Here is a 21429-nt window from a genome sequence, read left to right as displayed (position 1 = left end):
CTAATGTCTTAGACCAGTCATCGCACAACCAAGCGCCCTCATCGCTATTCTCAAAACACGGATCTACCCGGCGCCATGGCCTTCAATCTTGACCTCGACGAATGACAGCCGTTGGAACGCCTCATTTTGAAGCACGCCCGAGTTGGATAATTCCAATAATGGCCAGTTGACAATGAGCAGCCGCTTCCAAATAATCCCTGCCATGTTGTACGACGACGTATAACAAATAAAAACAACAATAAAAGTAGGGAGCGTCATAGTGAGCACACCTGTCCGTTTTTCGCCCGACAACCGTCCAAGCCGCCGTACCCTTCTCAACGCCAGACCCACGCTGCTCCTGCTCGGTTGCAGCAGCCTTGCCACGTTTCTACCAACGACCGCCAGCGCCGAAGGTTTCGTCGATGATGCCAAGGCCACGCTGACCCTGCGTAACGCCTACTTCAACCGCAACTTCACCAACCCGAACAACGCCCAGGGCAAAGCCGAGGAATGGACCCAGAACTTCATCCTTGATGCCAAGTCCGGTTTCACCCAGGGTGTGGTCGGTTTCGGTGTCGACGTGCTGGGCCTGTACTCGGTCAAGCTCGATGGCGGGCGTGGCACGGCGGGCACCCAGTTGTTGCCGGTGCACGACGACGGTCGCCCTGCCGATGACTTCGGTCGCCTGGGCGTCGCCCTCAAAGCCAAGGTTTCGAAGACCGAACTGAAGGTCGGTGAGTGGATGCCGGTGCTGCCAATCCTGCGCTCCGACGATGGCCGCTCCCTGCCGCAAACCTTTCGTGGCGGCCAGGTGACCTCCACCGAAATCAGCGGCCTGACCCTCTACGGCGGCCAGTTCCGTGGCAACAGCCCGCGCAACGACGCGAGCATGGAAGACATGTCGATGAACGGCCGCGGCGCCTTCACTTCCGACCGTTTCAACTTCGGCGGCGGCGAATATGCCTTCAACGAAAAGCGCACCCAGGTCGGCGTCTGGTACGCGGAACTGTCCGACATCTACCAGCAGCAATATTTCAACCTGACCCACAGCCAGCCCATCGGCGACTGGACCCTGGGCGCCAACCTTGGCTACTTCATCGGCAAGGAAAACGGCAGCGCCCTAGCCGGCGACCTGGACAACAAGACCGCGTTCGCCATGCTCTCGGCCAAATACGGTGGCAACACCTTCTACGTCGGCCTGCAAAAAGTCGGCGGCGATGACGCCTGGATGCGCGTCAACGGCACCAGCGGCGGCACCCTGGCCAACGACAGCTACAACTCCAGCTATGACAACGCCAAGGAAAAATCCTGGCAATTGCGCCACGACTTCAACTTCGCCGCCGTCGGCGTGCCGGGCCTGACCCTGATGAACCGCTATATCAGCGGCGACAACGTGCACACCGCCACCGTCGATGACGGCAAGGAATGGGGCCGCGAGACCGAACTGGCCTACACCGTGCAGAGCGGCGCGCTGAAGAGCCTTAACGTGAAATGGCGTAACTCGACGATGCGTCGGGACTACAGCACCAACGAGTTCGACGAGAACCGCATCTTTATCAGCTACCCGCTTTCGCTTCTGTAATTCCAGGACCTATTGCCATGAGCGCATCCCATGGCAACCTGCGGCAGGGACGCCGTTCCAGAGCGGTTCGTCGATCAAACGTTGACAAGGTAGCGGAAGGATAAGGATATTCCCTCTCGGTCGTACGACAACTTATAACAACTTACCTCTCATTGTTTGCTCAGGTAACGCCATGACCTCGACACAGATTCGCCACCCCTTCAATCGCCTGCTATTGACCGGCGCCGCCGGCGGCCTTGGCAAGGTCTTGCGCGAACGCCTCAAGCCTTACGCCCGCCACATTCGCCTGTCGGACATCGCCACCATGACCCCGGCCATCGACGAAAGCGAGGAAGTGGTGCCATGCGACCTGTCGGATAAACAGGCCGTGCACCAGTTGGTGGAAGGTGTCGATGCCATCCTGCATTTCGGCGGTGTTTCGGTGGAGCGCCCATTCGAGGAGATTCTCGGCGCCAACATCAGTGGCGTGTTCCACATCTATGAAGCCGCCCGTAAACACGGGGTCAAGCGGGTGATCTTCGCCAGCTCCAACCACGTCATCGGTTTCTACAAGCAGGACCAGACCCTCGACGCCCTCTCCCCGCGCCGCCCGGATGGCTACTACGGCCTGTCCAAGTCCTACGGCGAAGACGTCGCCAGTTTCTACTTCGATCGCTACGGCATCGAGACCGTGAGCATCCGCATCGGCTCGTCGTTCCCCGAACCGCAGAACCGCCGAATGATGAGCACCTGGTTGAGCTACGACGACCTCACTCAATTGCTCGAATGCTCGCTCTACACCCCGAAGGTCGGCCACACCGTGGTCTACGGCATGTCCGCCAACCGCGACGTCTGGTGGGACAACAGCCACGCCGCGCACCTGGGCTACCAGCCCAAGGACAGCTCGGAGATTTTCCGCGACAAGATCGAAGCGCAGCCAATGCCGGCCGCCGATGATCCGGCCAGGATCTACCAGGGCGGCGCCTTCGTCGCGGCCGGCCCGTTCGACGACTGATTCGCCTGTTATTCATGGGATATGAACGCAAAGGAATCACCATGCAAGCCGAATTGATTGTCGATGCACGCAACGCCGTCGGGGAAAGCCCAGTGTGGGTGCCTGAGGAAAACGCCCTGTACTGGGTGGACATTCCCAGTGGCGGCCTGCAGTGCTGGAACGCCGGGACCGGCCAACTCAAGGGCTGGGAAGCCCCGGAAATGCTCGCCTGCCTGGCCCGTCACCAGGGCGGTGGCTGGATCGCCGGCATGGAGAGCGGCTTCTTTCGCCTGTACCCCCATGACGACGGCAGCCTGGACAGCGAACTCTGTGCCAGCGTCGAACACAGCCGCACCGACATGCGCCTCAACGATGGCCGTTGCGACCGCCAGGGCCGCTTCTGGGCTGGCAGCATGGTGCTGAACATGGGGGCCAACGCTGACGCAGGCCGGATGTACCGTTATGAGGCCGGGCAACGCGGTCCGGTCGAGGCGCAACTGAGTGGTTTCATCGTGCCCAATGGCCTGGGTTTCAGCCCGGACGGACGGACGATGTACCTGTCTGATTCACACCCGCTGGTGCAACAGATCTGGGCCTTCGACTACGACATCGACAGCGGCACCCCGTCCAACCGACGGCTGTTCGTCGACATGCTACCCCTGGCCGGCCGCCCGGACGGCGCCGCAGTGGATGCCGACGGTTGCTACTGGATCTGTGCCAACGATGCCGGCCTGATCCACCGTTTCACCCCGGATGGCCGTCTCGACCGCTCACTGCAAGTGCCGGTGAAGAAGCCGACGATGTGCGCCTTTGGCGGCAGTCGCCTGGACACCCTGTTCGTCACTTCGATCCGCCCCGGTGACGACACCGACCCGCAATCCCTGGCCGGCGGCGTGTTCGCCCTCAACCCCGGCGTCAAGGGCCTGGCTGAACCCGCGTTTGGAGGACTGAAACACTCCGCGAACTGACCTGCACTGCCGCTTCACTGGATGAGCACATAAAAAAAACAACAAACTGGAGATTGACCATGAATTTCAAACGCACGCTTTTGATCGCAGCCCTGCCCCTGGCCTTCCTGGCCCAGGCGGCGCATGCCCTCGATATGAAGATCGCCGACATCCATCCCAAGGGCTATCCGACTGTGGTCGCCGAGGAATCCATGGGTAAAACCCTGGAAGCGGAAAGCAAGGGTGAACTGAAGTTCAAGTACTTCCCGGGTGGCGTATTGGGTTCTGAAAAAGAAGTCATCGAGCAGATGCAAGCCGGCGCCATCCAGATGTCTCGCGTCAGCCTGGGGATCGTTGGCCCTGTGGTGCCGGATGTGAACGTGTTCAACATGCCGTTCATCTTCCGCGACCAGGCCCACATGCGCGCCGTCATCGACGGTGACGTGGGCGATGCGATCCTCGACCGGATCACCAATTCCGAGTTTGGCCTGGTAGCCCTGGCCTGGATGGACGGCGGCACGCGCAACATCTACACCAAAAAACCGGTGCGCAAGCTCGAAGACCTCAAGGGTATGAAAATCCGCGTGCAGGGCAACCCGATGTTCATCGAGATGATGAACGCCATGGGCGCCAACGGCATCGCGATGGACACCGGCGAAATCTTCAGCGCCTTGCAGACCGGCGTGATCGACGGCGCCGAAAACAACCCGCCGACCCTGCTCGAACACAACCACTACCAGAACGCCAAGTACTACAGCCTCACCGGTCACCTGATCCTGCCTGAGCCGATCGTGATGTCGAAAATCACCTGGAACAAGCTCACGCCAGAGCAGCAGGACATGGTGAAAAAAGCCGCCAAGGCCGCCCAGGCTGAAGAACGCGATCTGTGGGACAAGAAATCCGCCGCCAGTGAAGAAAAACTCAAGGCCGCCGGCGTCGAGTTCATCACCGTCGACAAGAAACCTTTCTATGACGCCACCGCTCCGGTCCGGGCCAAATACGGCGCGCCGTATGCCGACCTGATCAAGCGTATCGAAGCCGTTAAGTAAGGTCTCTCTCAAACTGTACTCATGAAAAGGCTGGGCGCGCCTGCGGTTAAAAGGCGCGCCCGGTTACGGTGGAACCCGATGAAGAATTTGCTGCTACGTATCAACGACACGATTTACATGACTTGCATCTGGGTGGCCGGCCTTTCTGTCCTCGCCGTTGCGCTGATGATTCCGTGGGGGGTGTTCGCCCGCTACGTACTGGGTACTGGCTCAAGTTGGCCGGAGCCCACCGCCATCTTGCTGATGATCGTATTTACCTTCATCGGCGCCGCTGCCAGCTACCGCTCCGGCTCGCATATGGCCGTGGACATGGTCACCAGCCGCCTGCCACCGCACTGGCAAACCTTGGCTTCGGTTTTCACCCAGCTCTTGATGGCGGCGGTGTGCATTTTCATGACCATCTGGGGCACCAAGCTGTGCATGACCACCTGGAATCAATTCATGAGTGCCATCCCCACCCTGCGCGTCGGCATCACCTACATGCCGATCCCGGTCGGTGGTTTCCTGACCCTGATTTTTGTCCTGGAAAAACTCTTGCTGGGTGATCAAAGCAAGCGTCGGGTCGTGCAGTTCGATCTGGTCGAAGAAAACGAAGGTGCCGCTTAATGGACGCGCTGATTCTGCTGGGCAGTTTTTTGTTGTTGATCCTGATCGGCATGCCAGTCGCCTACGCGCTGGGCGCTGCCGCCCTGATCGGGGCGTGGTGGATCGATATTCCGTTCCAGGCCATGATGATCCAGGTAACGGGCGGGGTGAACAAGTTCTCGCTGCTGGCCATCCCCTTCTTCGTGCTGGCCGGTGCGATTATGGCCGAAGGCGGCATGTCCCGCCGATTGGTGGCATTCGCCAGTGTGTTGGTAGGCTTTGTGCGCGGTGGCCTCTCCTTGGTGAACCTCGTGGCCTCGAGCTTTTTTGGCGCGATCTCCGGTTCCTCGGTAGCCGATACGGCCTCGGTCGGCTCGGTGCTGATCCCGGAAATGGCACGCCAGGGCTATCCGCGTGATTACGCCACCGCCGTCACCGTCAGTGGTTCGGTACAAGCGCTGCTGACACCGCCAAGCCACAACGCGGTGCTGTACTCCCTCGCCGCTGGCGGCACCGTCTCCATCGGTTCGCTGTTCATGGCCGGCATCGTCCCCGGCATCATGATGAACCTCTGCCTGATGGCGCTGTGCCTGGTCTTCGCGAAAAAGCGCAACTACCCCAAGGGCGAAGTGATTCCCCTCAAGCAAGCGTTGAAGATCTGCCGGGAAGCCATGTGGGGCATGATGACGCTGTTCATCATCCTTGGCGGCATTCTCTCGGGTGTTTTCACCGCCACCGAATCGGCCGCCATTGCCGTGGTGTGGGCGTTCTTCGTGACCATGTGCATCTATCGCGACTACAAGTGGAGCGAGTTGCCGAAACTGATGCACCGTACGGTACGCACCATCTCCATCGTGATGATCCTGATCGGCTTCGCCGCCAGCTTCGGCTACATCATGACGCTGATGGAGATTCCGGCGAAGATCACCACCGCGTTCCTGACACTGTCGGACAACCGCTACGTGATCCTGATGTGCATCAACGTGATGTTGCTGCTGCTGGGCACCGTGATGGACATGGCGCCATTGATCCTGATCCTGACGCCGATCCTGATGCCAGTGATCGTGGGCATCGGCGTGGACCCGGTGCAGTTCGGCATGATCATGCTGGTGAACCTGGGTATCGGGTTGATCACGCCACCGGTGGGCGCGGTGTTGTTTGTCGGTTCCGCCATCGGCAAGGTCAGCATCGAAAGCACCGTCAAGGCCCTGCTGCCGTTCTACGCCATGCTGTTCGTGGTGCTGATGCTGGTGACCTACATCCCTGCCATCTCCCTGTGGTTGCCGCATCTGGTGTTGTAAGAGACAACGACAAATCCCCTTGTGGCGAGGGGATTTATCCCCTCTGGGCTGCATAGCAGCCCAAAACCAGCAACCTCGATCTGCCTGATATACCGAGATTGGGCCATTTAGGGCTGCTTCGCAGCCCAGCGGGGATAAATCCCCTCGCCACAAAAAGCTATCTACCCCCCTTCCAAACAGAAGCGACTACCATGACGCAGCCTCTCCTGTACCTCGAAGACGAGCTGACCCGCCTCACCCTGGCCCCGCACCTGGGCGCCAGTCTCGTTGAATGGACATTGCGCAGCACCGGCGCTCCCCTGCTGCGCCCTCCGGCACCGCAAGCCCTGAAAAACGGTTTACCCGGCAAGCTTGGTGGTTTCCCGCTGATTCCCTGGTCGAACCGGATCGCCAACGGCGGTTTCGACTGCCCGGACGGCTGGCTTGCCCTGGAGGCCAACAGCCCCAACGATCCGTTTCCAATCCACGGCAGCGCGTGGCAACAACCCTGGCAGGTGACCGAACAAAATGCCCAGGAAGTGTTGTTGCAACTCGACAGCCAATACCCATTCGCCTACTGCGCCAGCCTGCGGATCCGCTTGAGTGGCGGCCAGTTGCAAATCTCGATGCACGTCACCCATATGGCCGAACAGGCCGCCTGGCACGGGCTGGGTTTGCATCCGTACTTTCCGCGCACCGCCGGCACTCGCTTGCAAACCCGCGCCCGCGAAGTCTGGATGTGTGACGCCTCGAAACTGCCGACAGAACTTCGGAAGATTCCTGAAAGTTGGGATTTCCAGCAGCCCCGATTGCTGCCGGATACGCTCGTGGACAATGGCTTTGGCGGTTGGGACGGACAGTGCCTGATCCAGCAACCGGACCTGGGGTATGAACTGCAATGCCGCGCCAGCGGTAGCACGTACTTCCTGCTGTACTGCCCCGTGGGCCTGGATTTCTTCTGCATCGAACCGGTCAGCCATCCGGTCAATGCCCATCACCTGCCAGGGCGACCGGGGTTGCGCTTGCTGGAGCAAGGGCAGTCGGCGGCGCTGGGGTTTTCGATGCAGTGTCGGGAGCTGTAAGCGGCACACGATCCCTTGTGGCGAGGGGATTTATCCCCGCTCGGCTGCGAAGCAGACGTCAGGCTTGAAAATGGATGGGCCTGCTTCGCAGGCCAGCGGGGATAAATTCCCCCGCCACAGAAGCTCTGTCGGGGGTGGTTACGCCCGCACCCACATGAACACTGCAACCCCCAGACACACCCCGGCAAACCCCACTTGCAAAGCTCGGGCCGGGACCTTGGCCGACACTCGCCGCCCGAGCACCATCCCGACGATGCTCGCCGCAATGAACGCCGCCCCGACCCGGTCGATGCTCACCCCGGCATGAAACGCGCCCACCACGCCGATCAACGAAATCAGGCTGATGACCATCAAGGATGTCGCGACGATCCCGCGCATCTGCACATCGGTCAGTTGCTTGAACGCCGGCACGATCAGGAAGCCCCCACCCACCCCCAGCAAACCCGAGACCAAGCCCGTCACCGCCCCCAATGCCGACAGCGTGGCGGTGCAGCGAGCGGTCCAGGCCAGGCGCCCGGTCTCGCGGTCGAGCATGCAATTCTTCTGGCCCCAACTGGCGGCGCCGTGATCGCTGGGCCCCGCTTGCGGCGTTTCCCGACGCAACATGCGCGCCGCCACCAGCACCATCAACAGGCTGAACAGCATCATCAGGATTTTTTCCGGAAGCTGATGGGCGAAATAGATGCCCAGCGGCGAAAACACCGCGCCCAGCAGCGCAATCAGCAGGGCCGCACGGTAGCGCACCAGGCCATGGCGCAAGCCGTCGATAGCGCCCACCGCCGCCGCGCTGCCTACCGCGAACAGCGCCACCGGCGCGGCCTGGGTCATGCTCCAGCCCAGGCCCAACACCAACGCCGGCACCGCCAGGATGCCACCGCCCGCCCCCGTCAGGCCAAGGACCAGGCCCATGACCACGCCAAAAAAACTTGCCAGTAACATTCATGATCTCTCAAGCCGCGCACACCTGTTGGCAGGTGCGATCGCATTTGCAGGACGCCTTGGCCCTCACTAAGCTGCGGACCATATGTTGTAAACCTCGAGCGTTGCAACCGCTTCTTCCCGCATAGGTTCGCTGTCATGCCCGCGCAGATCCAGAGTTTTCTCGACCCCGCCTCAAAGACCTACACCTACGTTGTTTTTGAACACGATGGCGGGCAATGCGCGGTGGTCGACCCGGTGCTCGACTACGATCCGGCCTCGGGACGTAGCGCCACCACCCAGGCTGACCGGGTGATCGCCTTCGTGCGCGAACACCAGTTGACGGTGCAATGGCTGCTGGAAACCCACGCCCACGCCGATCACCTGTCCGCCGCGCCGTACTTGCGCCGGGAACTGGGCGGCAAGATCGCCATCGGCCAAGCCATCGGGCAGGTCCAGAGCGTCTTCAAGACCCTGTTCAACCTCGAAGCGCCATTTGCCGTGGATGGCTCGCAGTTCGATCACCTGTTCGCCGCCGACGAGTCCTTTCTGATCGGCAACCTCAAGGCCACGGCGCTGCATGTGCCCGGCCACACCCCGGCGGACATGGCATACCTGATCGACGGCGACGTGATCCTGGTGGGCGACACCTTGTTCATGCCCGACGTGGGCACCGCCCGCTGCGACTTCCCCGGCGGCAACGCCCATCAACTCTACGCCTCGATCCGCAAGCTGCTGGCCTTCCCCGCCAGCGTGCGGCTCTATGTGTGCCACGACTATCCACCGGACGCACGCGAGCCCCAATGCATGAGCACCGTGGGCGAGCAGCGCCAGCACAATATCCATGTCCACGACGGCATCGATGAAGCCACGTTCGTCGCCATGCGTACCCAACGCGACAAGACACTGGGCATGCCGACGCTGCTGTTGCCGGCGATCCAGGTGAATGTGCGGGCGGGCCACCTGCCGCCGGCGGAGGACAATGGCGTGACGTATCTGAAGATTCCGATCAACCAGCTCTAGATGCTCAACAGATCACCACATCAAGTCAGTTTGCATCATGTTGAATGACAGGCCGCTATCGCGAGCAAGCTCGCTCCCACAGGGGATCGGCGGCGGACACAAGATCAAGCATCACCACGGACCCAATGTGGGAGCGAGCCTGCTCGCGATAGCGGTGGGTCTGCTTGCATCAGTGCTGAATGTGCCGACGCTATCGCGAGCAGGCTCGCTCCCACAGAAACTCTTCAGGTGCCCAAGGTCAACCCATTGGCCGGCAACGGCAACGCTGTCTTGTAGCGCACCTGCTTGAGGGCAAAGCTGGAGCGGATATTCGCCACGCCCGGGACCTTGGTCAGAAAGTCCATCATGAACCGCTCCAACGACTGGATGGTCGGCACCAGCACGCGGATCAGGTAATCCGGATCGCCGGCCATCAGGTAGCACTCCATCACTTCCGGCCGGTCGGAAATCGCCTCTTCGAAGTGCTGCAGCGCCTCCTCCACCTGTTTCTCCAGGCTGACATGGATGAACACGTTGACGTGCAACCCCAGCAGATCGGCGTCCAGCAGCGTGACCTGCTCGCGGATCACCCCCAGCTCCTCCATGGCCCGGACGCGGTTGAAGCACGGGGTCGGCGACAGGTTGACTGAACGGGCAAGCTCGGCGTTGGTGATGCGGGCATTTTCCTGAAGGCTGTTCAGAATCCCGATGTCGGTGCGATCCAATTTACGCATGAGAGAAATAATCCTGTTTTTTATCGTTATGCAGATTTTTTATCTGCAAATGATCTGAACAGCAAGCCAACAGAGAAAAATATTCTTCTGCGTCGAGCCTATGATTGTTGTAGGACAATTTTCCTTACCCAGGAAAGTTCGTCAGCTAGCGCGCCCACTACAAGAAATTCACAAGATCGAGCGTAGAAAGCCATGAACCCAGCGTATGAACCGCTACGCCTGCACGTCCCCGAACCCTCGGGCCGTCCCGGCTGCCAGACCGACTTCTCCTACCTGCATCTGTCCGATGCCGGCACGGTGCGCAAACCCTCCATCGACGTTGAACCGTCCGACACGGCCGACCTGGCCCGCGGGCTGATTCGCGTGCTCGATGACCAGGGCAATGCCCACGGCCCATGGGCCGAAGACGTGCCACTCGAAATCCTTCGCAAAGGCATGCGTGCCATGCTCAAGACGCGCATCTACGACAACCGCATGGTGGTCGCCCAGCGCCAGAAAAAAATGTCGTTCTACATGCAGAGCCTCGGCGAGGAAGCGATCGGCAGCGGTCAGGCCCTGGCGCTGAACATCGATGACATGTGCTTCCCCACCTATCGCCAGCAAAGCATCCTGATGGCCCGCGAGGTGCCGTTGGTGGGCATGATCTGCCAACTGCTGTCCAACGAGCGCGATCCGCTCAAGGGCCGGCAGTTGCCGATCATGTACTCGGTCAAGGACGCCGGTTTCTTCACCATTTCCGGCAACCTCGCCACGCAATTCATCCAGGGCGTGGGCTGGGGCATGGCCTCGGCGATCAAAGGCGATACCAAGATCGCCTCGGCCTGGATCGGTGACGGCGCCACCGCCGAATCGGACTTCCACACCGCCCTGACCTTCGCCCATGTCTACCGCGCGCCGGTGATCCTCAACGTGGTCAACAACCAGTGGGCGATCTCCACCTTCCAGGCCATCGCCGGCGGTGAAGCCACGACCTTCGCCGGACGCGGCGTCGGTTGCGGCATCGCCTCCCTGCGTGTCGACGGCAACGACTTCATGGCGGTCTACGCCGCTTCGCGCTGGGCCGCCGAACGCGCCCGCCGCAACCTCGGCCCGGCGCTGATCGAATGGGTCACCTACCGCGCCGGCCCGCACTCCACGTCCGACGATCCCTCGAAGTATCGCCCCGCCGACGACTGGAGCCACTTCCCACTGGGCGACCCGATTGCGCGCCTCAAGCAGCATCTGGTGAAAATCGGCCACTGGTCCGAAGAGGAACATGCCGCCGTCACCGCCGAACTCGAAGCCGAGGTGATCGCCGCGCAGAAGGAAGCCGAGCAGTACGGCACTCTGGCCGGAGGGCAGATTCCAAGCGCCGCGACCATGTTCGAAGACGTCTACAAAGAGATGCCGGAGCACTTGAAGCGCCAGCGTCAGCAGTTGGGGATCTGACATGAACGATCACAACAACAATATTGCGTTGGACACCGCCATGACCACTACCACCATGACCATGATCCAGGCCCTGCGCTCGGCCATGGACGTGATGCTCGAACGCGACGACAACGTCGTGGTCTTCGGCCAGGACGTGGGCTACTTCGGCGGCGTGTTCCGTTGCACCGAAGGCCTGCAGAACAAGTACGGCACCTCGCGGGTGTTCGACGCACCGATTTCCGAAAGCGGCATCGTCGGCGTGGCCGTGGGCATGGGCGCCTACGGGCTGCGGCCGGTGGCCGAGATCCAGTTCGCCGACTACGTCTACCCGGCGTCGGACCAGATCATTTCCGAGGCCGCGCGCCTGCGCTATCGCTCCGCTGGCGAGTTCACCGCGCCGATGACCCTGCGCATGCCCTGTGGCGGCGGCATCTATGGCGGCCAGACCCACAGCCAGAGCATCGAGGCGATGTTCACCCAGGTCTGTGGCTTGCGCACCGTCATGCCTTCGAACCCTTATGACGCCAAGGGCCTGCTGATCGCCTCCATCGAAAACGATGACCCGGTGATCTTCCTCGAACCCAAGCGCCTGTATAACGGCCCGTTCGACGGCCACCACGACCGTCCCGTGACACCGTGGTCGAAACATCCCTCGGCGCAGGTGCCAGACGGTTACTACACCGTGCCGCTGGACGTGGCCGCCATTACTCGTCCGGGCAAGGACGTGACCGTTCTCACCTACGGCACTACGGTCTACGTCTCCCAAGTGGCGGCCGAAGAAACCGGCATCGACGCCGAAGTCATCGACCTGCGCAGCCTCTGGCCGTTGGACCTTGAGACCATCGTCAAATCCGTGAAGAAAACCGGCCGCTGCGTGGTCGTCCACGAAGCCACCCGTACCTGCGGCTTTGGCGCCGAGCTGGTTTCTCTGGTGCAAGAACACTGCTTCCACCACCTGGAAGCGCCCATCGAGCGTGTCACCGGTTGGGACACCCCCTACCCGCATGCGCAGGAGTGGGCGTATTTCCCAGGGCCGTCCCGTGTGGGCGCGGCGTTGAAACGGGTCATGGAGGTCTGAATGGGCACGCACGTTATCAAGATGCCGGACATTGGCGAAGGCATCGCCGAAGTTGAGCTGTCGGTGTGGCACGTCAAGGTCGGCGACATGGTGGTCGAGGACCAGGTACTGGCCGATGTCATGACCGACAAGGCCATGGTCGACATTCCCTCGCCGGTGCATGGCCGGGTCATCGCCCTGGGTGGCGAGCCAGGCGAAGTCATGGCGGTAGGCAGTGAACTGATCCGCATTGAAGTCGAAGGTGCGGGTAACCTGAAAGAATCGGCACAACCGGCTCCAGCTGCGGCGACGCAGGCGGCTCCACAGACGCCAAAGCCGACGCCGGTGGCAACACCTGAACCCGTGGTGGAAAAGACCACTGCGCCACGCTGCGCCACGCAAGCGCCGGTGGCCCGCGATCCCGAAGAACGCCCACTGGCCTCGCCGGCCGTGCGCAAGCACGCGCTGGACCTGGGCATTCAATTGCGCCTGGTCCAGGGCAGCGGCCCCGCCGGGCGTATCCTGCATGAAGACCTCGAGGCTTATCTGGCCCAGGGTCCATCGACCCAGGCCAAGGGCGGTTCGGGCTATGCCGAGCGCCACGACGAGCAGCAGATCCCGGTGATCGGCATGCGCCGCAAAATCGCCCAGCGCATGCAGGAAGCGACCCAACGCGCCGCCCATTTCAGCTACGTCGAGGAAATCGACGTCACGGCCCTGGAAGAGCTGCGGGTGCATCTGAATGAAAAACACGGGGCCAGTCGCGGCAAGCTGACCTTGCTGCCGTTCCTGGTCCGCGCGTTGGTCGTGGCCCTGCGGGACTTCCCGCAGATGAACGCCCGCTATGACGACGAAGCCCAGATGATCCACCGCTCCGGCGCCGTGCATGTCGGCGTCGCCGCCCAGAGCGACGTTGGCCTGATGGTGCCGGTGGTGCGTCATGCCGAGGCCCGCAGCCTGTGGGACAGCGCGGCGGAAATCTCGCGCCTGGCCACGGCGGCGCGCAATGGCAAGGCCAGCCGCGATGAGCTGTCCGGTTCGACCATCACCCTGACCAGCCTCGGTGCGTTGGGCGGCATCGTCAGCACGCCGGTGCTGAACCTGCCGGAAGTGGCGATTGTCGGCGTGAACAAAATCGTCGAACGGCCCGTGGTGATCAAAGGCCAGATCGTGATTCGCAAGATGATGAACCTCTCCAGCTCCTTCGATCATCGGGTGGTCGACGGCATGGACGCGGCGCAATTCATCCAGGCCCTGCGTGGCCTGCTCGAACAACCCGCAACGCTGTTTGTGGAGTAAGGCATGCAACAGACTTTGAACACCACGCTGCTGATCATCGGCGGCGGTCCTGGCGGTTATGTGGCAGCGATCCGCGCCGGCCAGTTGGGCATCCCGACCATCCTGGTGGAAGGCCAGGCGCTGGGCGGGACCTGCCTGAACATCGGCTGCATTCCGTCCAAGGCGCTGATTCATGTAGCCGAACAGTTCCACCAGACCCGGCACCACAGCCAGGGCTCGGCCTTGGGCATCACCGTGTCGGCGCCGAGCCTGGACATCGGCAAGAGCGTGGAATGGAAGGACGGCATCGTCGATCGCCTGACCACTGGCGTCGCGGCGCTGTTGAAAAAGCACAAGGTCCAAGTCATTCATGGCTGGGCCAAGGTGATCGATGGCAAGAGCGTTGAAGTCGGCGACACCCGCATCCAGTGCGAACACCTGCTGCTGGCCACCGGCTCGAAAAGCGTCGACCTGCCGATGCTGCCGATTGGCGGGCCGGTCATTTCCTCCACCGAAGCCCTCGCGCCCACCTCGGTGCCCAAGCACCTGGTGGTGGTCGGCGGTGGCTACATCGGCCTGGAGCTGGGCATCGCCTACCGCAAGCTCGGTGCCGAAGTCAGCGTGGTCGAGGCCCAGGAACGGATCCTGCCAGCCTACGACGGCGAGCTGACCCAACCGGTGCACGAGGCGCTCAAGCAACTGGGCGTGAAGCTGTACCTCAAGCACAGCGTCGAAGGTTTCGATGCCCAGGCCAGCACCTTGCAAGTGCGTGATCCCAATGGCGAGATGCTGAACCTGGACACCGACCGGGTGCTGGTGGCCGTTGGTCGCAAACCCAACACCCAGGGCTGGAACCTTGAGGCGTTGGACTTGGCGATGAACGGTTCTGCGGTGAAAATCGACCACCGTTGCCAGACCAGCATGCGCAACGTCTGGGCCATCGGCGACCTGAGCGGCGAGCCGATGCTCGCCCACCGGGCCATGGCCCAGGGCGAAATGGTCGCCGAGCTGATCGCGGGCCAGCATCGCGAGTTCAACCCGACCGCCATCGCTGCAGTGTGCTTCACCGACCCGGAACTGGTGGTGGTCGGCAAGACGCCGGACGACGCCAAGGCCGCCGGGCTCGATTGCATCGTGTCGAGCTTCCCGTTCGCCGCCAATGGCCGGGCCATGACCCTGGAATCGAAAAGCGGTTTCGTGCGGGTCGTGGCGCGCCGGGACAATCATTTGATCGTCGGTTGGCAAGCCGTTGGTGTCGGTGTCTCGGAGCTGTCTACCGCGTTCGGCCAATCCTTGGAAATGGGCGCACGCCTGGAAGACATCGCCGGCACCATCCACGCCCACCCGACGCTGGGCGAGGCGGTGCAGGAAGCGGCGTTGCGGGCGTTGGGGCATGCGTTGCATCTGTAACTGTTTCAGGTGATTGGCCTTGTGGCGAGGGGATTTATCCCTGCTGGGTTGCGAAGCAGCCCCAAAACCTGTCATCGCGGTACATCAGGTATATCGGGGATCGCAGCGCCAATGGGGTTGCTGCGCAACCCAGCGGGGATAAATCCCCCCGCCACAGGGTTATGTGGAGCGGCCAATCATTGGGTTTTCACCCACAGGATTGGTGTTACAGGCTGCGAAACAGCCCCGGAATGAAGTATTGTTGTCCCCATCCAAAAAACGTCAGAAGCCTTGAACCGTTTCGACGGTTGTTAAGAAATAGAGGGTGTCATGGGTAACGAGAGCATCAATTGGGACAAACTGGGCTTTGACTACATCAAGACCGACAAGCGCTACCTGTCGCACTGGCGCGATGGCGCCTGGGACGCCGGCACCCTGACCGACGACAACGTGCTGCACATCAGCGAGGGCTCCACCGCCCTGCACTACGGTCAGCAGTGCTTCGAAGGCCTGAAGGCCTATCGCTGCAAGGACGGTTCGATCAATCTGTTCCGCCCGGACCAGAACGCCGCCCGCATGCAGAACAGCTGCGCCCGTCTGCTGATGCCGCAAGTCGCGACCGAGCAATTCGTCGAAGCCTGCAAGCAAGTAGTCCGCGCCAACGAGCGCTTCATCCCGCCTTATGGCACCGGCGGCGCGCTGTACCTGCGCCCGTTCGTGATCGGCGTGGGTGACAACATCGGCGTGCGCACCGCACCCGAGTTCATCTTTTCGATTTTCTGCATCCCGGTCGGCGCCTACTTCAAGGGCGGCCTGACCCCGCACAACTTCCTGATCTCCAGCTACGACCGCGCCGCGCCACAAGGCACCGGCGCGGCCAAGGTCGGTGGCAACTACGCCGCCAGCCTGATGCCCGGCTCCCAGGCCAAGAAGGCCAGCTTCGCCGACTGCATCTACCTGGACCCGCTGACCCACTCGAAAATCGAGGAAGTCGGCTCGGCGAATTTCTTCGGCATCACCCACGACAACAAATTCGTCACTCCTAAATCCCCTTCGGTCCTGCCGGGCATCACCCGCCTGTCGCTGATCGAACTGGCCAAATCGCGCCTGGGCCTGGAAGTGATCGAAGGCGACGTGTTCATCGACAAGCTGTCGGACTTCAAGGAAGCCGGCGCTTGCGGTACCGCTGCGGTCATCACCCCGATTGGCGGCATCAGCTACAAGGACAAGCTGCACGTGTTCCACAGCGAAACCGAAGTCGGCCCGATCACCCAGAAGCTCTACAAAGAGCTGACCGGCGTGCAGACCGGCGACGTCGAAGCGCCAGCGGGTTGGATCGTCAAGGTTTGATCCCCGCTCGCCACAACGGCGCGCGGCCTCAATAAAAAAGCCCACCTCTGCTTCAACAGGGGTGGGCTTTTTATACTTCGTTCAGTTACTCCTGCCGCAACACCGGCCATCGCCCCCAACGCTGGCGAAACCATCCATAACCGCTGACCAGCAAGATCCCGCCCAGTACCAGAATCGCGCCGACGATGAAGTTCGGCTCCAGCGGCTCATCCAGCAACCAGACGCCAAAACCGATGCCGAACAGCGGCGTCATGAACGACAGCACACCCAGTTGCGAAGCGAGGTAGCGGCGCAGCAGGGAGAACCAGATCAGGAAGCTGGCGAAAGACACCAGCAACACCTGGAATGCCATGCTGGCAATGAGTTGTGGCGTGGGGTTGATCGTTGTTTGCCCCAGCGCCAGCGACATTCCGATCAGCAGTACGCCGGCGCCAACCAGTTGATAAAGCAGCGTCTGGCTGGCGGGCAGGTCCGTCAGCCGCGAACACCGCACCGTCACCGTGGTTGCGCCCCATAACGCGCCAGCCAACAAGCCCATGCCGTCACCGAGCAACGAGCTGCCACTCGCCGCGTCCGAGCCGCCACTGAAGGCCACCACGATCCCACCAAACGCAACGGCAATACCCAGCCATTGCGCCGGCTTGAGGCGTTCGCTCGGCAGTTTCCAGTGCAAGCCAAGGGCGGCGAACATCGGTGCGGTGTACAGGAAAATCACCATGTGCGAAGCCGTCGTATGACGCAGGCCTTCGCCTACCATCACGAACTCCAGGGCGAACAACAACCCCACCAGCAGGCCCGGGCGCCAACTGCCGCCGGCCAGCGACAGGCGCTCACCGCGCGCCAGCACCAAGAGCCAGACCAGTACCGCCGCGATGGCGGAACGCACACCCAGTTGCAGCATCGGCGCCATATCAGCGGCGCCGGCCTTGATTGCGACTTGCTGGAAACCCCAGATGGCGCAGAGGCCAGTCATCAGGGCGCAGACCTGGCCATCCAGGGCACGGCGGGTGGTCATGGGAAGATCCTTGGGCAGAAATAGATGAAAGGATTGTCTGCCTGACACCTTTGCTGGATATAGTGATTACCCGACAAGCCATCCCGGTAATCCGCCATTGCGGTCGATATGCAGCCTCCAGCCCAACATCTGAAGATTCCTCCGTTCGACGCGGCCCTGCCCTCGCCGATTTTCTTTCGCAGCGCCTGCATGCCGGCTCACGCCACTTACCCCCGGCACCGGCATGCCTGGGGTGAGTTTGTCTATTCCTATAGCGGGGTGATGGAAATCGAGATCGCCCAGCATCATTACCTGGCGCCACCGCAGTACGGCATCTGGCTGCCGCCGGACATGGAACACGTGGGGTTCAATCGGCATGAGGCCTGCCATTGTTCGCTGTACCTGGCCGCCGAACTGTGCGGTGCACTGCCTGCCGCGCCCTGCGCGCTGACCTTGAGCCCGCTGATCCGCGCGTTGCTGGAAGAGCTGCGCAGCGATCCGCCAAGCCAGCCACAGACGCCCGAGCAACAGCGGTTGTTGCAGGTGTTGGTGGACAAGCTGACGCAGGCGCCCCATGTCGGCAGCTACCTGCCGTCCTCGGATGATCCACTGCTGGGCCCCGTACTACGGGCCTTGGAGGCGAACCCCAGCGACCCGCGCTCCTTGCCGCAACTGGCCCGCGCCGCCAACACCACCGAATGCACGCTGATGCGCCGGGCGCAACGTGACCTGGGCATGTCACTGGTGGAATGGCGCCAGCGCCTGAGAGTCATCGAGGCCCTGGCCCTGCTCGAACGTGGCCAGAGCGTGGAAACCATCGGCCTGGACCTGGGCTACAGCAGCGCCTCGGCATTCATCAGCATGTTTCGCAAGATGATGGGCACCACCCCGGATGAATATCGGCGCAGGCATATGGCTTGATGATGTGGGTGGTGCTGGAATGGCTATCGCGAGGCTCGCTCCCACAGGGTCTGTCGGTGGAAATCAATCATGTGTTCACCGCAGGCCCATTGTGGGAGCGGGCTTGCTCGCGAAAGCGGTGGGTCAGCTTGCATGGAGGTTGGATGTGAGAGCCCCTTCGCGGGCAAGCCCGCTCCCACAGGGTCTGTCGGTGGACATCAATCATGTGTTCAGCGCAGGCCCACTGTGGGAGCGAGCCTGCTCGCGATGACGCCAGTGGGTTTGACCTCGATTTCGGCACTCACACCAAACCGCCCCGCCATCTCCCTGCGGCCACTGGCCGTCACCCCCAGCGCCCGGCTGTCCAGGTCCTGGATTACCCATTTGCGCTTGATCGCCACCTGCAATAACGCCGCTCCCAAGGCACCACCCAGGTGCGGGCGGCGCATGCTCCAGTCCAGGCAAGGGCAGGCGAATCGGCGGCGTTGCGTGGCGAGGCGTTGGACATCGATGCCCAATCCTTCGCACAGCGCCTCGCCGGATTCACTCAGCCGATAACCCTCGCCCTCCACGTCCACCAGCCACCCGGCCTCGATCATCCGGTCATGCAGGCGCACCGCCAAGGTGCCGGCCATGTGGTCGTAGCAGGTGCGGGCGAATTGCAGGCGATCCGGTGTGCGCGGCGTGAAGGTCGGCGTGGCGCTCTGGCCAATCACCATCAACGCCTCCAGTGCCTGGGCGACGCGCGGGTCCGCCAGGCTGTAATAACGGTGACGGCCCTGGACATGCAGGCGCACCAGGGCCATCTGCTTGAGTTTCGCCAGATGGGCGCTGGCGGTCGAGGCGCCGACCTCGGCGATGCTCGCCAATTCGGTGCTGGTGCGGGCATGGCCGTCCATCAGCGCACACAGCATTCGGGTACGGGCCGGCTCGGCAATGGCTGCGGCCACCTGGGACACGCCCAGATCATGCTGCTCTGCGTTCATATTTCGCTCCTCGACGAATCAAGCCATGCATCGACTGGAGATAGTAGCAACAGAGCCTTTCAATCGTCTCGGGTCAGGACTTCCAGCAACTCGATTTCAAAGATGAGGTTGGCATTGGGCTTGATGTGAGCGCCCATGGATCGTTCACCGTAGGCCAGGTGCGCCGGTACCAGCAGTTTGCGCTTGCCACCGACTTTCATGCCCATCAGGCCCAGGTCCCAGCCCTTGATGACGCGACCGGTGCCGATCACACACTGGAAAGGTTTGCCACGGCTGTAGGACGAGTCGAATTCGGTGCCGTCTTCAAGGGTGCCGCGGTATTGAGTGGTTATCAGCGCACCTTTGACTACGCTTTTGCCGTCGCCCTGTTCCAGGTCGATGATTTGCAGTTCTTCGTTCATGGCGTCTCGCTCTTGTGATCCAGGCGCGGGGTTTTCGCAGAAATCAGGACGCATGGCAAACGTTGTCTGCCATGCAGCAGGGAACCGCGACGGACTCTTCGGTTCACATGGGTATCGACCCTGTATTTCAGATAAGGATTTTCTGATGATCGACTCTCGCCCGCTCCACGGCTTCATTCCTCCATACATCCTCAATCGCATCATCGCCCACGGCTCCGAACAGCAACGCTCCAGCGCCCTCGGCACCTTGACCCACGTGCGCAGCCTGCGGCACAACCCCGGTCCGCCCAGCACCCCGCCCGTCGCCGCGGCGCTGCCCAAGCCCGGCAAGGCCGGACAGCCGCAGCGCAGTGTGCATGACGCCCAGAACACCATGGAACTGCCCGGCCAGCCGGTACGCCTGGAAGGCCAACGGGCCAGTGGTGACCCTGCCGTGGACGAAGCCTACGATGCCCTCGGCGCCACCTATGATTTTTTCTGGAAAGTCCTGGGACGCGATTCCATCGACAACAAAGGTTTTGCCCTGGTGGGCAGCGTGCATTATGGCCAGGGCTATGAAAACGCCTTCTGGAACGGCGCGCAGATGGTATTCGGCGACGGCGATGGCGAAATCTTCCAGCGCTTCACTCGCTCCCTGGACGTGGTCGCCCACGAGTTGGCCCATGGCGTCACCGAAAGTGAGGCCGGGCTGATCTACGCCAACCAGTCCGGGGCGCTGAACGAATCCATCTCCGATGTGTTTGGTGTGCTGGTCAAGCAGTTCGTGCTTGAGCAGACCGCCGACCAGGCCGACTGGCTGATCGGCGCCGACCTGCTCACGGACAAGATCAACGGCGACGGCCTGCGCAGCATGTCCAACCCCGGCAGCGCCTACGATGACCCGTTGCTGGGCAAGGACCCGCAACCGTCGCACATGCGCGAATTCGTCATTACCCGTGAAGACAACGGCGGCGTGCACATCAATTCCGGCATTCCCAACCGGGCCTTTTATCTGGTGGCGACCACGCTGGGCGGATTTGCCTGGGAAAAGGCCGGCCGGATCTGGTATGAAACCTTGTGCGACCGAAGACTGCCCAACGACGCGACCTTCAGCACCTTCGCCCGCCTGACCGTCGAGCATGCCCGCCAGCGTTTCGGCACACGGGAAGTGCAAGCGGTGCAGAACGGCTGGACCCAGGTCGGCGTCGACCTGACACAGGAGAGCTGATGAAAACCCTTCCAGACCTCGACGACAAGGCCGTGGTACGGCTATCGCGCCAGGGCGGCGTGGCCGCCATCCATGCGTTGAGCCGACCACGGGAAATCGAGTTCGCCCAGTGCGACCTCGACCAGCGCACACGCATCTGTTCGGTCCTGGAGGGCTGCCTGCCGCTGACCTCCTCCACGCCCGGGCGCGGCGACCAACGATTTTTCCAGATCGAGGTGCGCTATCGTGCCAACGACCAGGACGACGAAATGGTGCTGCAGGTGCCCGAGGACCAGGCACCCGGCGAGCTGGTTCACCTGTGGGACAAAGGCGAAGTGCTCTGAGAT

Annotated in this window: 21 protein-coding genes; 16 read left to right on the top strand and 5 right to left on the bottom strand. The window is 62.0% G+C overall.

Going from position 1 to position 21429, the window contains the following annotated elements; genetic code table 11:
* Positions 1-331: 331 nt before the first annotated feature.
* From AC30D9_RS18485 to AC30D9_RS18455, 7 genes are all read left to right on the top strand, one after another.
* Complete coding sequence (locus tag AC30D9_RS18485) at positions 332-1561, top strand: OprD family porin (protein WP_134926614.1); 1230 nt, start codon at positions 332-334, stop codon at positions 1559-1561.
* A gap of 172 nt (positions 1562-1733) precedes the next feature.
* Positions 1734-2555: an NAD-dependent epimerase/dehydratase family protein gene (locus AC30D9_RS18480; RefSeq protein WP_134923900.1), complete on the top strand. Its 822-nt coding sequence runs from the start codon at positions 1734-1736 to the stop codon at positions 2553-2555.
* Positions 2556-2596: 41 nt separating this feature from the next.
* Positions 2597-3502 carry an SMP-30/gluconolactonase/LRE family protein gene (locus AC30D9_RS18475; RefSeq protein ID WP_307571062.1) on the top strand — a complete coding sequence of 302 codons (906 nt, stop codon included), beginning with the start codon at positions 2597-2599 and terminating at the stop codon, positions 3500-3502.
* Between the two features lie 59 nt (positions 3503-3561).
* Positions 3562-4530, top strand: coding sequence for a TRAP transporter substrate-binding protein (locus AC30D9_RS18470; RefSeq protein ID WP_134923898.1), 969 nt, complete (start codon positions 3562-3564; stop codon positions 4528-4530).
* Between the two features lie 78 nt (positions 4531-4608).
* Positions 4609-5136, top strand: a complete 528-nt coding sequence (locus AC30D9_RS18465; protein ID WP_018605857.1) for a TRAP transporter small permease — start codon at positions 4609-4611, stop codon at positions 5134-5136.
* On the top strand, positions 5136-6416 hold the full coding sequence (locus AC30D9_RS18460) for a TRAP transporter large permease (RefSeq protein ID WP_134923897.1): 1281 nt from the start codon (positions 5136-5138) through the stop codon (positions 6414-6416). Before AC30D9_RS18465 ends, AC30D9_RS18460 begins: the two co-directional genes overlap by 1 nt.
* 191 nt (positions 6417-6607) lie before the next feature.
* Positions 6608-7477 carry an aldose 1-epimerase gene (locus tag AC30D9_RS18455; RefSeq protein ID WP_490144542.1) on the top strand — a complete coding sequence of 290 codons (870 nt, stop codon included), beginning with the start codon at positions 6608-6610 and terminating at the stop codon, positions 7475-7477.
* A 138-nt stretch (positions 7478-7615) separates the two neighbouring features.
* Here the strand turns inward: AC30D9_RS18455 and AC30D9_RS18450 are convergent, their stop codons facing one another.
* Entirely contained in the window at positions 7616-8416 is an 801-nt protein-coding gene (locus AC30D9_RS18450; RefSeq protein WP_134923895.1) for a sulfite exporter TauE/SafE family protein, read from the bottom strand.
* Positions 8417-8554: 138 nt separating this feature from the next.
* Here AC30D9_RS18450 and AC30D9_RS18445 point away from each other — a divergent pair, with 138 nt between their 5' ends.
* The gene (locus AC30D9_RS18445) at positions 8555-9418 is read left to right on the top strand and encodes an MBL fold metallo-hydrolase (RefSeq protein ID WP_490144541.1); all 864 of its coding nucleotides are present in this window, start codon (positions 8555-8557) and stop codon (positions 9416-9418) included.
* Positions 9419-9642: 224 nt separating this feature from the next.
* On the opposite strand, the gene bkdR is transcribed toward AC30D9_RS18445, so the two are convergent.
* Positions 9643-10131, bottom strand: coding sequence for a Bkd operon transcriptional regulator BkdR (gene bkdR / locus AC30D9_RS18440; protein ID WP_109755132.1), 489 nt, complete (start codon positions 10129-10131; stop codon positions 9643-9645).
* A gap of 192 nt (positions 10132-10323) precedes the next feature.
* Between bkdR and AC30D9_RS18435 the strand changes: the two genes are divergently transcribed.
* The 5 genes from AC30D9_RS18435 to AC30D9_RS18415 all read left to right on the top strand — a co-directional run bounded on the left by AC30D9_RS18435 (position 10324) and on the right by AC30D9_RS18415 (position 16615).
* Positions 10324-11559 (top strand): 3-methyl-2-oxobutanoate dehydrogenase (2-methylpropanoyl-transferring) subunit alpha, encoded by a 1236-nt coding sequence (locus AC30D9_RS18435; protein ID WP_134923893.1) that lies wholly within the window; start codon positions 10324-10326, stop codon positions 11557-11559.
* A gap of 1 nt (position 11560) precedes the next feature.
* Positions 11561-12619: an alpha-ketoacid dehydrogenase subunit beta gene (locus tag AC30D9_RS18430; protein WP_018605866.1), complete on the top strand. Its 1059-nt coding sequence runs from the start codon at positions 11561-11563 to the stop codon at positions 12617-12619.
* Entirely contained in the window at positions 12620-13897 is a 1278-nt protein-coding gene (locus AC30D9_RS18425; protein ID WP_490144540.1) for a dihydrolipoamide acetyltransferase family protein, read from the top strand.
* A gap of 3 nt (positions 13898-13900) precedes the next feature.
* Positions 13901-15286 carry a dihydrolipoyl dehydrogenase gene (gene lpdA / locus AC30D9_RS18420; protein WP_490144539.1) on the top strand — a complete coding sequence of 462 codons (1386 nt, stop codon included), beginning with the start codon at positions 13901-13903 and terminating at the stop codon, positions 15284-15286.
* 309 nt (positions 15287-15595) lie between these two features.
* Entirely contained in the window at positions 15596-16615 is a 1020-nt protein-coding gene (locus tag AC30D9_RS18415) for a branched-chain amino acid aminotransferase (RefSeq protein WP_134923890.1), read from the top strand.
* Between the two features lie 85 nt (positions 16616-16700).
* On the opposite strand, the gene AC30D9_RS18410 is transcribed toward AC30D9_RS18415, so the two are convergent.
* The gene (locus tag AC30D9_RS18410; RefSeq protein ID WP_490144538.1) at positions 16701-17630 is read right to left on the bottom strand and encodes a DMT family transporter; all 930 of its coding nucleotides are present in this window, start codon (positions 17628-17630) and stop codon (positions 16701-16703) included.
* A 108-nt stretch (positions 17631-17738) separates the two neighbouring features.
* On the opposite strand from AC30D9_RS18410, the gene AC30D9_RS18405 reads away from it, so the two are divergent.
* A complete protein-coding gene (locus AC30D9_RS18405; RefSeq protein WP_490144537.1) occupies positions 17739-18530 on the top strand; it encodes an AraC family ligand binding domain-containing protein in 792 nt (263 codons plus the stop codon).
* A 209-nt stretch (positions 18531-18739) separates the two neighbouring features.
* On the opposite strand, the gene AC30D9_RS18400 is transcribed toward AC30D9_RS18405, so the two are convergent.
* Together AC30D9_RS18400 and AC30D9_RS18395 are read right to left on the bottom strand one after the other, a co-directional pair.
* On the bottom strand, positions 18740-19495 hold the full coding sequence (locus AC30D9_RS18400) for an ArsR/SmtB family transcription factor (protein ID WP_490144536.1): 756 nt from the start codon (positions 19493-19495) through the stop codon (positions 18740-18742).
* A gap of 59 nt (positions 19496-19554) precedes the next feature.
* Positions 19555-19896, bottom strand: a complete 342-nt coding sequence (locus AC30D9_RS18395; RefSeq protein ID WP_003182897.1) for an FKBP-type peptidyl-prolyl cis-trans isomerase — start codon at positions 19894-19896, stop codon at positions 19555-19557.
* Between the two features lie 145 nt (positions 19897-20041).
* Between AC30D9_RS18395 and AC30D9_RS18390 the strand changes: the two genes are divergently transcribed.
* The gene (locus AC30D9_RS18390) at positions 20042-21103 is read left to right on the top strand and encodes a M4 family metallopeptidase (protein ID WP_307571071.1); all 1062 of its coding nucleotides are present in this window, start codon (positions 20042-20044) and stop codon (positions 21101-21103) included.
* Entirely contained in the window at positions 21103-21426 is a 324-nt protein-coding gene (locus AC30D9_RS18385; RefSeq protein ID WP_134923885.1) for a protealysin inhibitor emfourin, read from the top strand. The genes AC30D9_RS18390 and AC30D9_RS18385 overlap by 1 nt, the downstream gene beginning before the upstream one ends.
* Positions 21427-21429: the final 3 nt, after the last annotated feature.

It is taken from the genome of Pseudomonas sp. DF11 (assembly GCF_058148565.1).
The sequence above is the reverse complement of the archived record's forward strand: the minus strand, read 5'-3'. Positions and strand labels throughout refer to the sequence as shown.

Bases quoted from the DNA above. Each gene is read 5' to 3' on its own strand.
- AC30D9_RS18410 (WP_490144538.1), bottom strand. From the start codon at position 17,630: ATGACCACCCGCCGTGCCCTGGATGGCCAGGTCTGCGCCCTGATGACT.
- AC30D9_RS18475 (WP_307571062.1), top strand. From the start codon at position 2,597: ATGCAAGCCGAATTGATTGTCGATGCACGCAACGCCGTCGGGGAAAGC.
- AC30D9_RS18435 (WP_134923893.1), top strand. From the start codon at position 10,324: ATGAACCCAGCGTATGAACCGCTACGCCTGCACGTCCCCGAACCCTCG.
- AC30D9_RS18415 (WP_134923890.1), top strand. From the start codon at position 15,596: ATGGGTAACGAGAGCATCAATTGGGACAAACTGGGCTTTGACTACATC.
- AC30D9_RS18450 (WP_134923895.1), bottom strand. From the start codon at position 8,416: ATGTTACTGGCAAGTTTTTTTGGCGTGGTCATGGGCCTGGTCCTTGGC.
- AC30D9_RS18480 (WP_134923900.1), top strand. From the start codon at position 1,734: ATGACCTCGACACAGATTCGCCACCCCTTCAATCGCCTGCTATTGACC.
- AC30D9_RS18390 (WP_307571071.1), top strand. From the start codon at position 20,042: ATGATCGACTCTCGCCCGCTCCACGGCTTCATTCCTCCATACATCCTC.
- AC30D9_RS18400 (WP_490144536.1), bottom strand. From the start codon at position 19,495: ATGAACGCAGAGCAGCATGATCTGGGCGTGTCCCAGGTGGCCGCAGCC.
- AC30D9_RS18460 (WP_134923897.1), top strand. From the start codon at position 5,136: ATGGACGCGCTGATTCTGCTGGGCAGTTTTTTGTTGTTGATCCTGATC.
- AC30D9_RS18425 (WP_490144540.1), top strand. From the start codon at position 12,620: ATGGGCACGCACGTTATCAAGATGCCGGACATTGGCGAAGGCATCGCC.
- bkdR (WP_109755132.1), bottom strand. From the start codon at position 10,131: ATGCGTAAATTGGATCGCACCGACATCGGGATTCTGAACAGCCTTCAG.
- AC30D9_RS18405 (WP_490144537.1), top strand. From the start codon at position 17,739: ATGCAGCCTCCAGCCCAACATCTGAAGATTCCTCCGTTCGACGCGGCC.
- AC30D9_RS18385 (WP_134923885.1), top strand. From the start codon at position 21,103: ATGAAAACCCTTCCAGACCTCGACGACAAGGCCGTGGTACGGCTATCG.
- lpdA (WP_490144539.1), top strand. From the start codon at position 13,901: ATGCAACAGACTTTGAACACCACGCTGCTGATCATCGGCGGCGGTCCT.
- AC30D9_RS18465 (WP_018605857.1), top strand. From the start codon at position 4,609: ATGAAGAATTTGCTGCTACGTATCAACGACACGATTTACATGACTTGC.
- AC30D9_RS18445 (WP_490144541.1), top strand. From the start codon at position 8,555: ATGCCCGCGCAGATCCAGAGTTTTCTCGACCCCGCCTCAAAGACCTAC.
- AC30D9_RS18430 (WP_018605866.1), top strand. From the start codon at position 11,561: ATGAACGATCACAACAACAATATTGCGTTGGACACCGCCATGACCACT.
- AC30D9_RS18470 (WP_134923898.1), top strand. From the start codon at position 3,562: ATGAATTTCAAACGCACGCTTTTGATCGCAGCCCTGCCCCTGGCCTTC.
- AC30D9_RS18455 (WP_490144542.1), top strand. From the start codon at position 6,608: ATGACGCAGCCTCTCCTGTACCTCGAAGACGAGCTGACCCGCCTCACC.
- AC30D9_RS18395 (WP_003182897.1), bottom strand. From the start codon at position 19,896: ATGAACGAAGAACTGCAAATCATCGACCTGGAACAGGGCGACGGCAAA.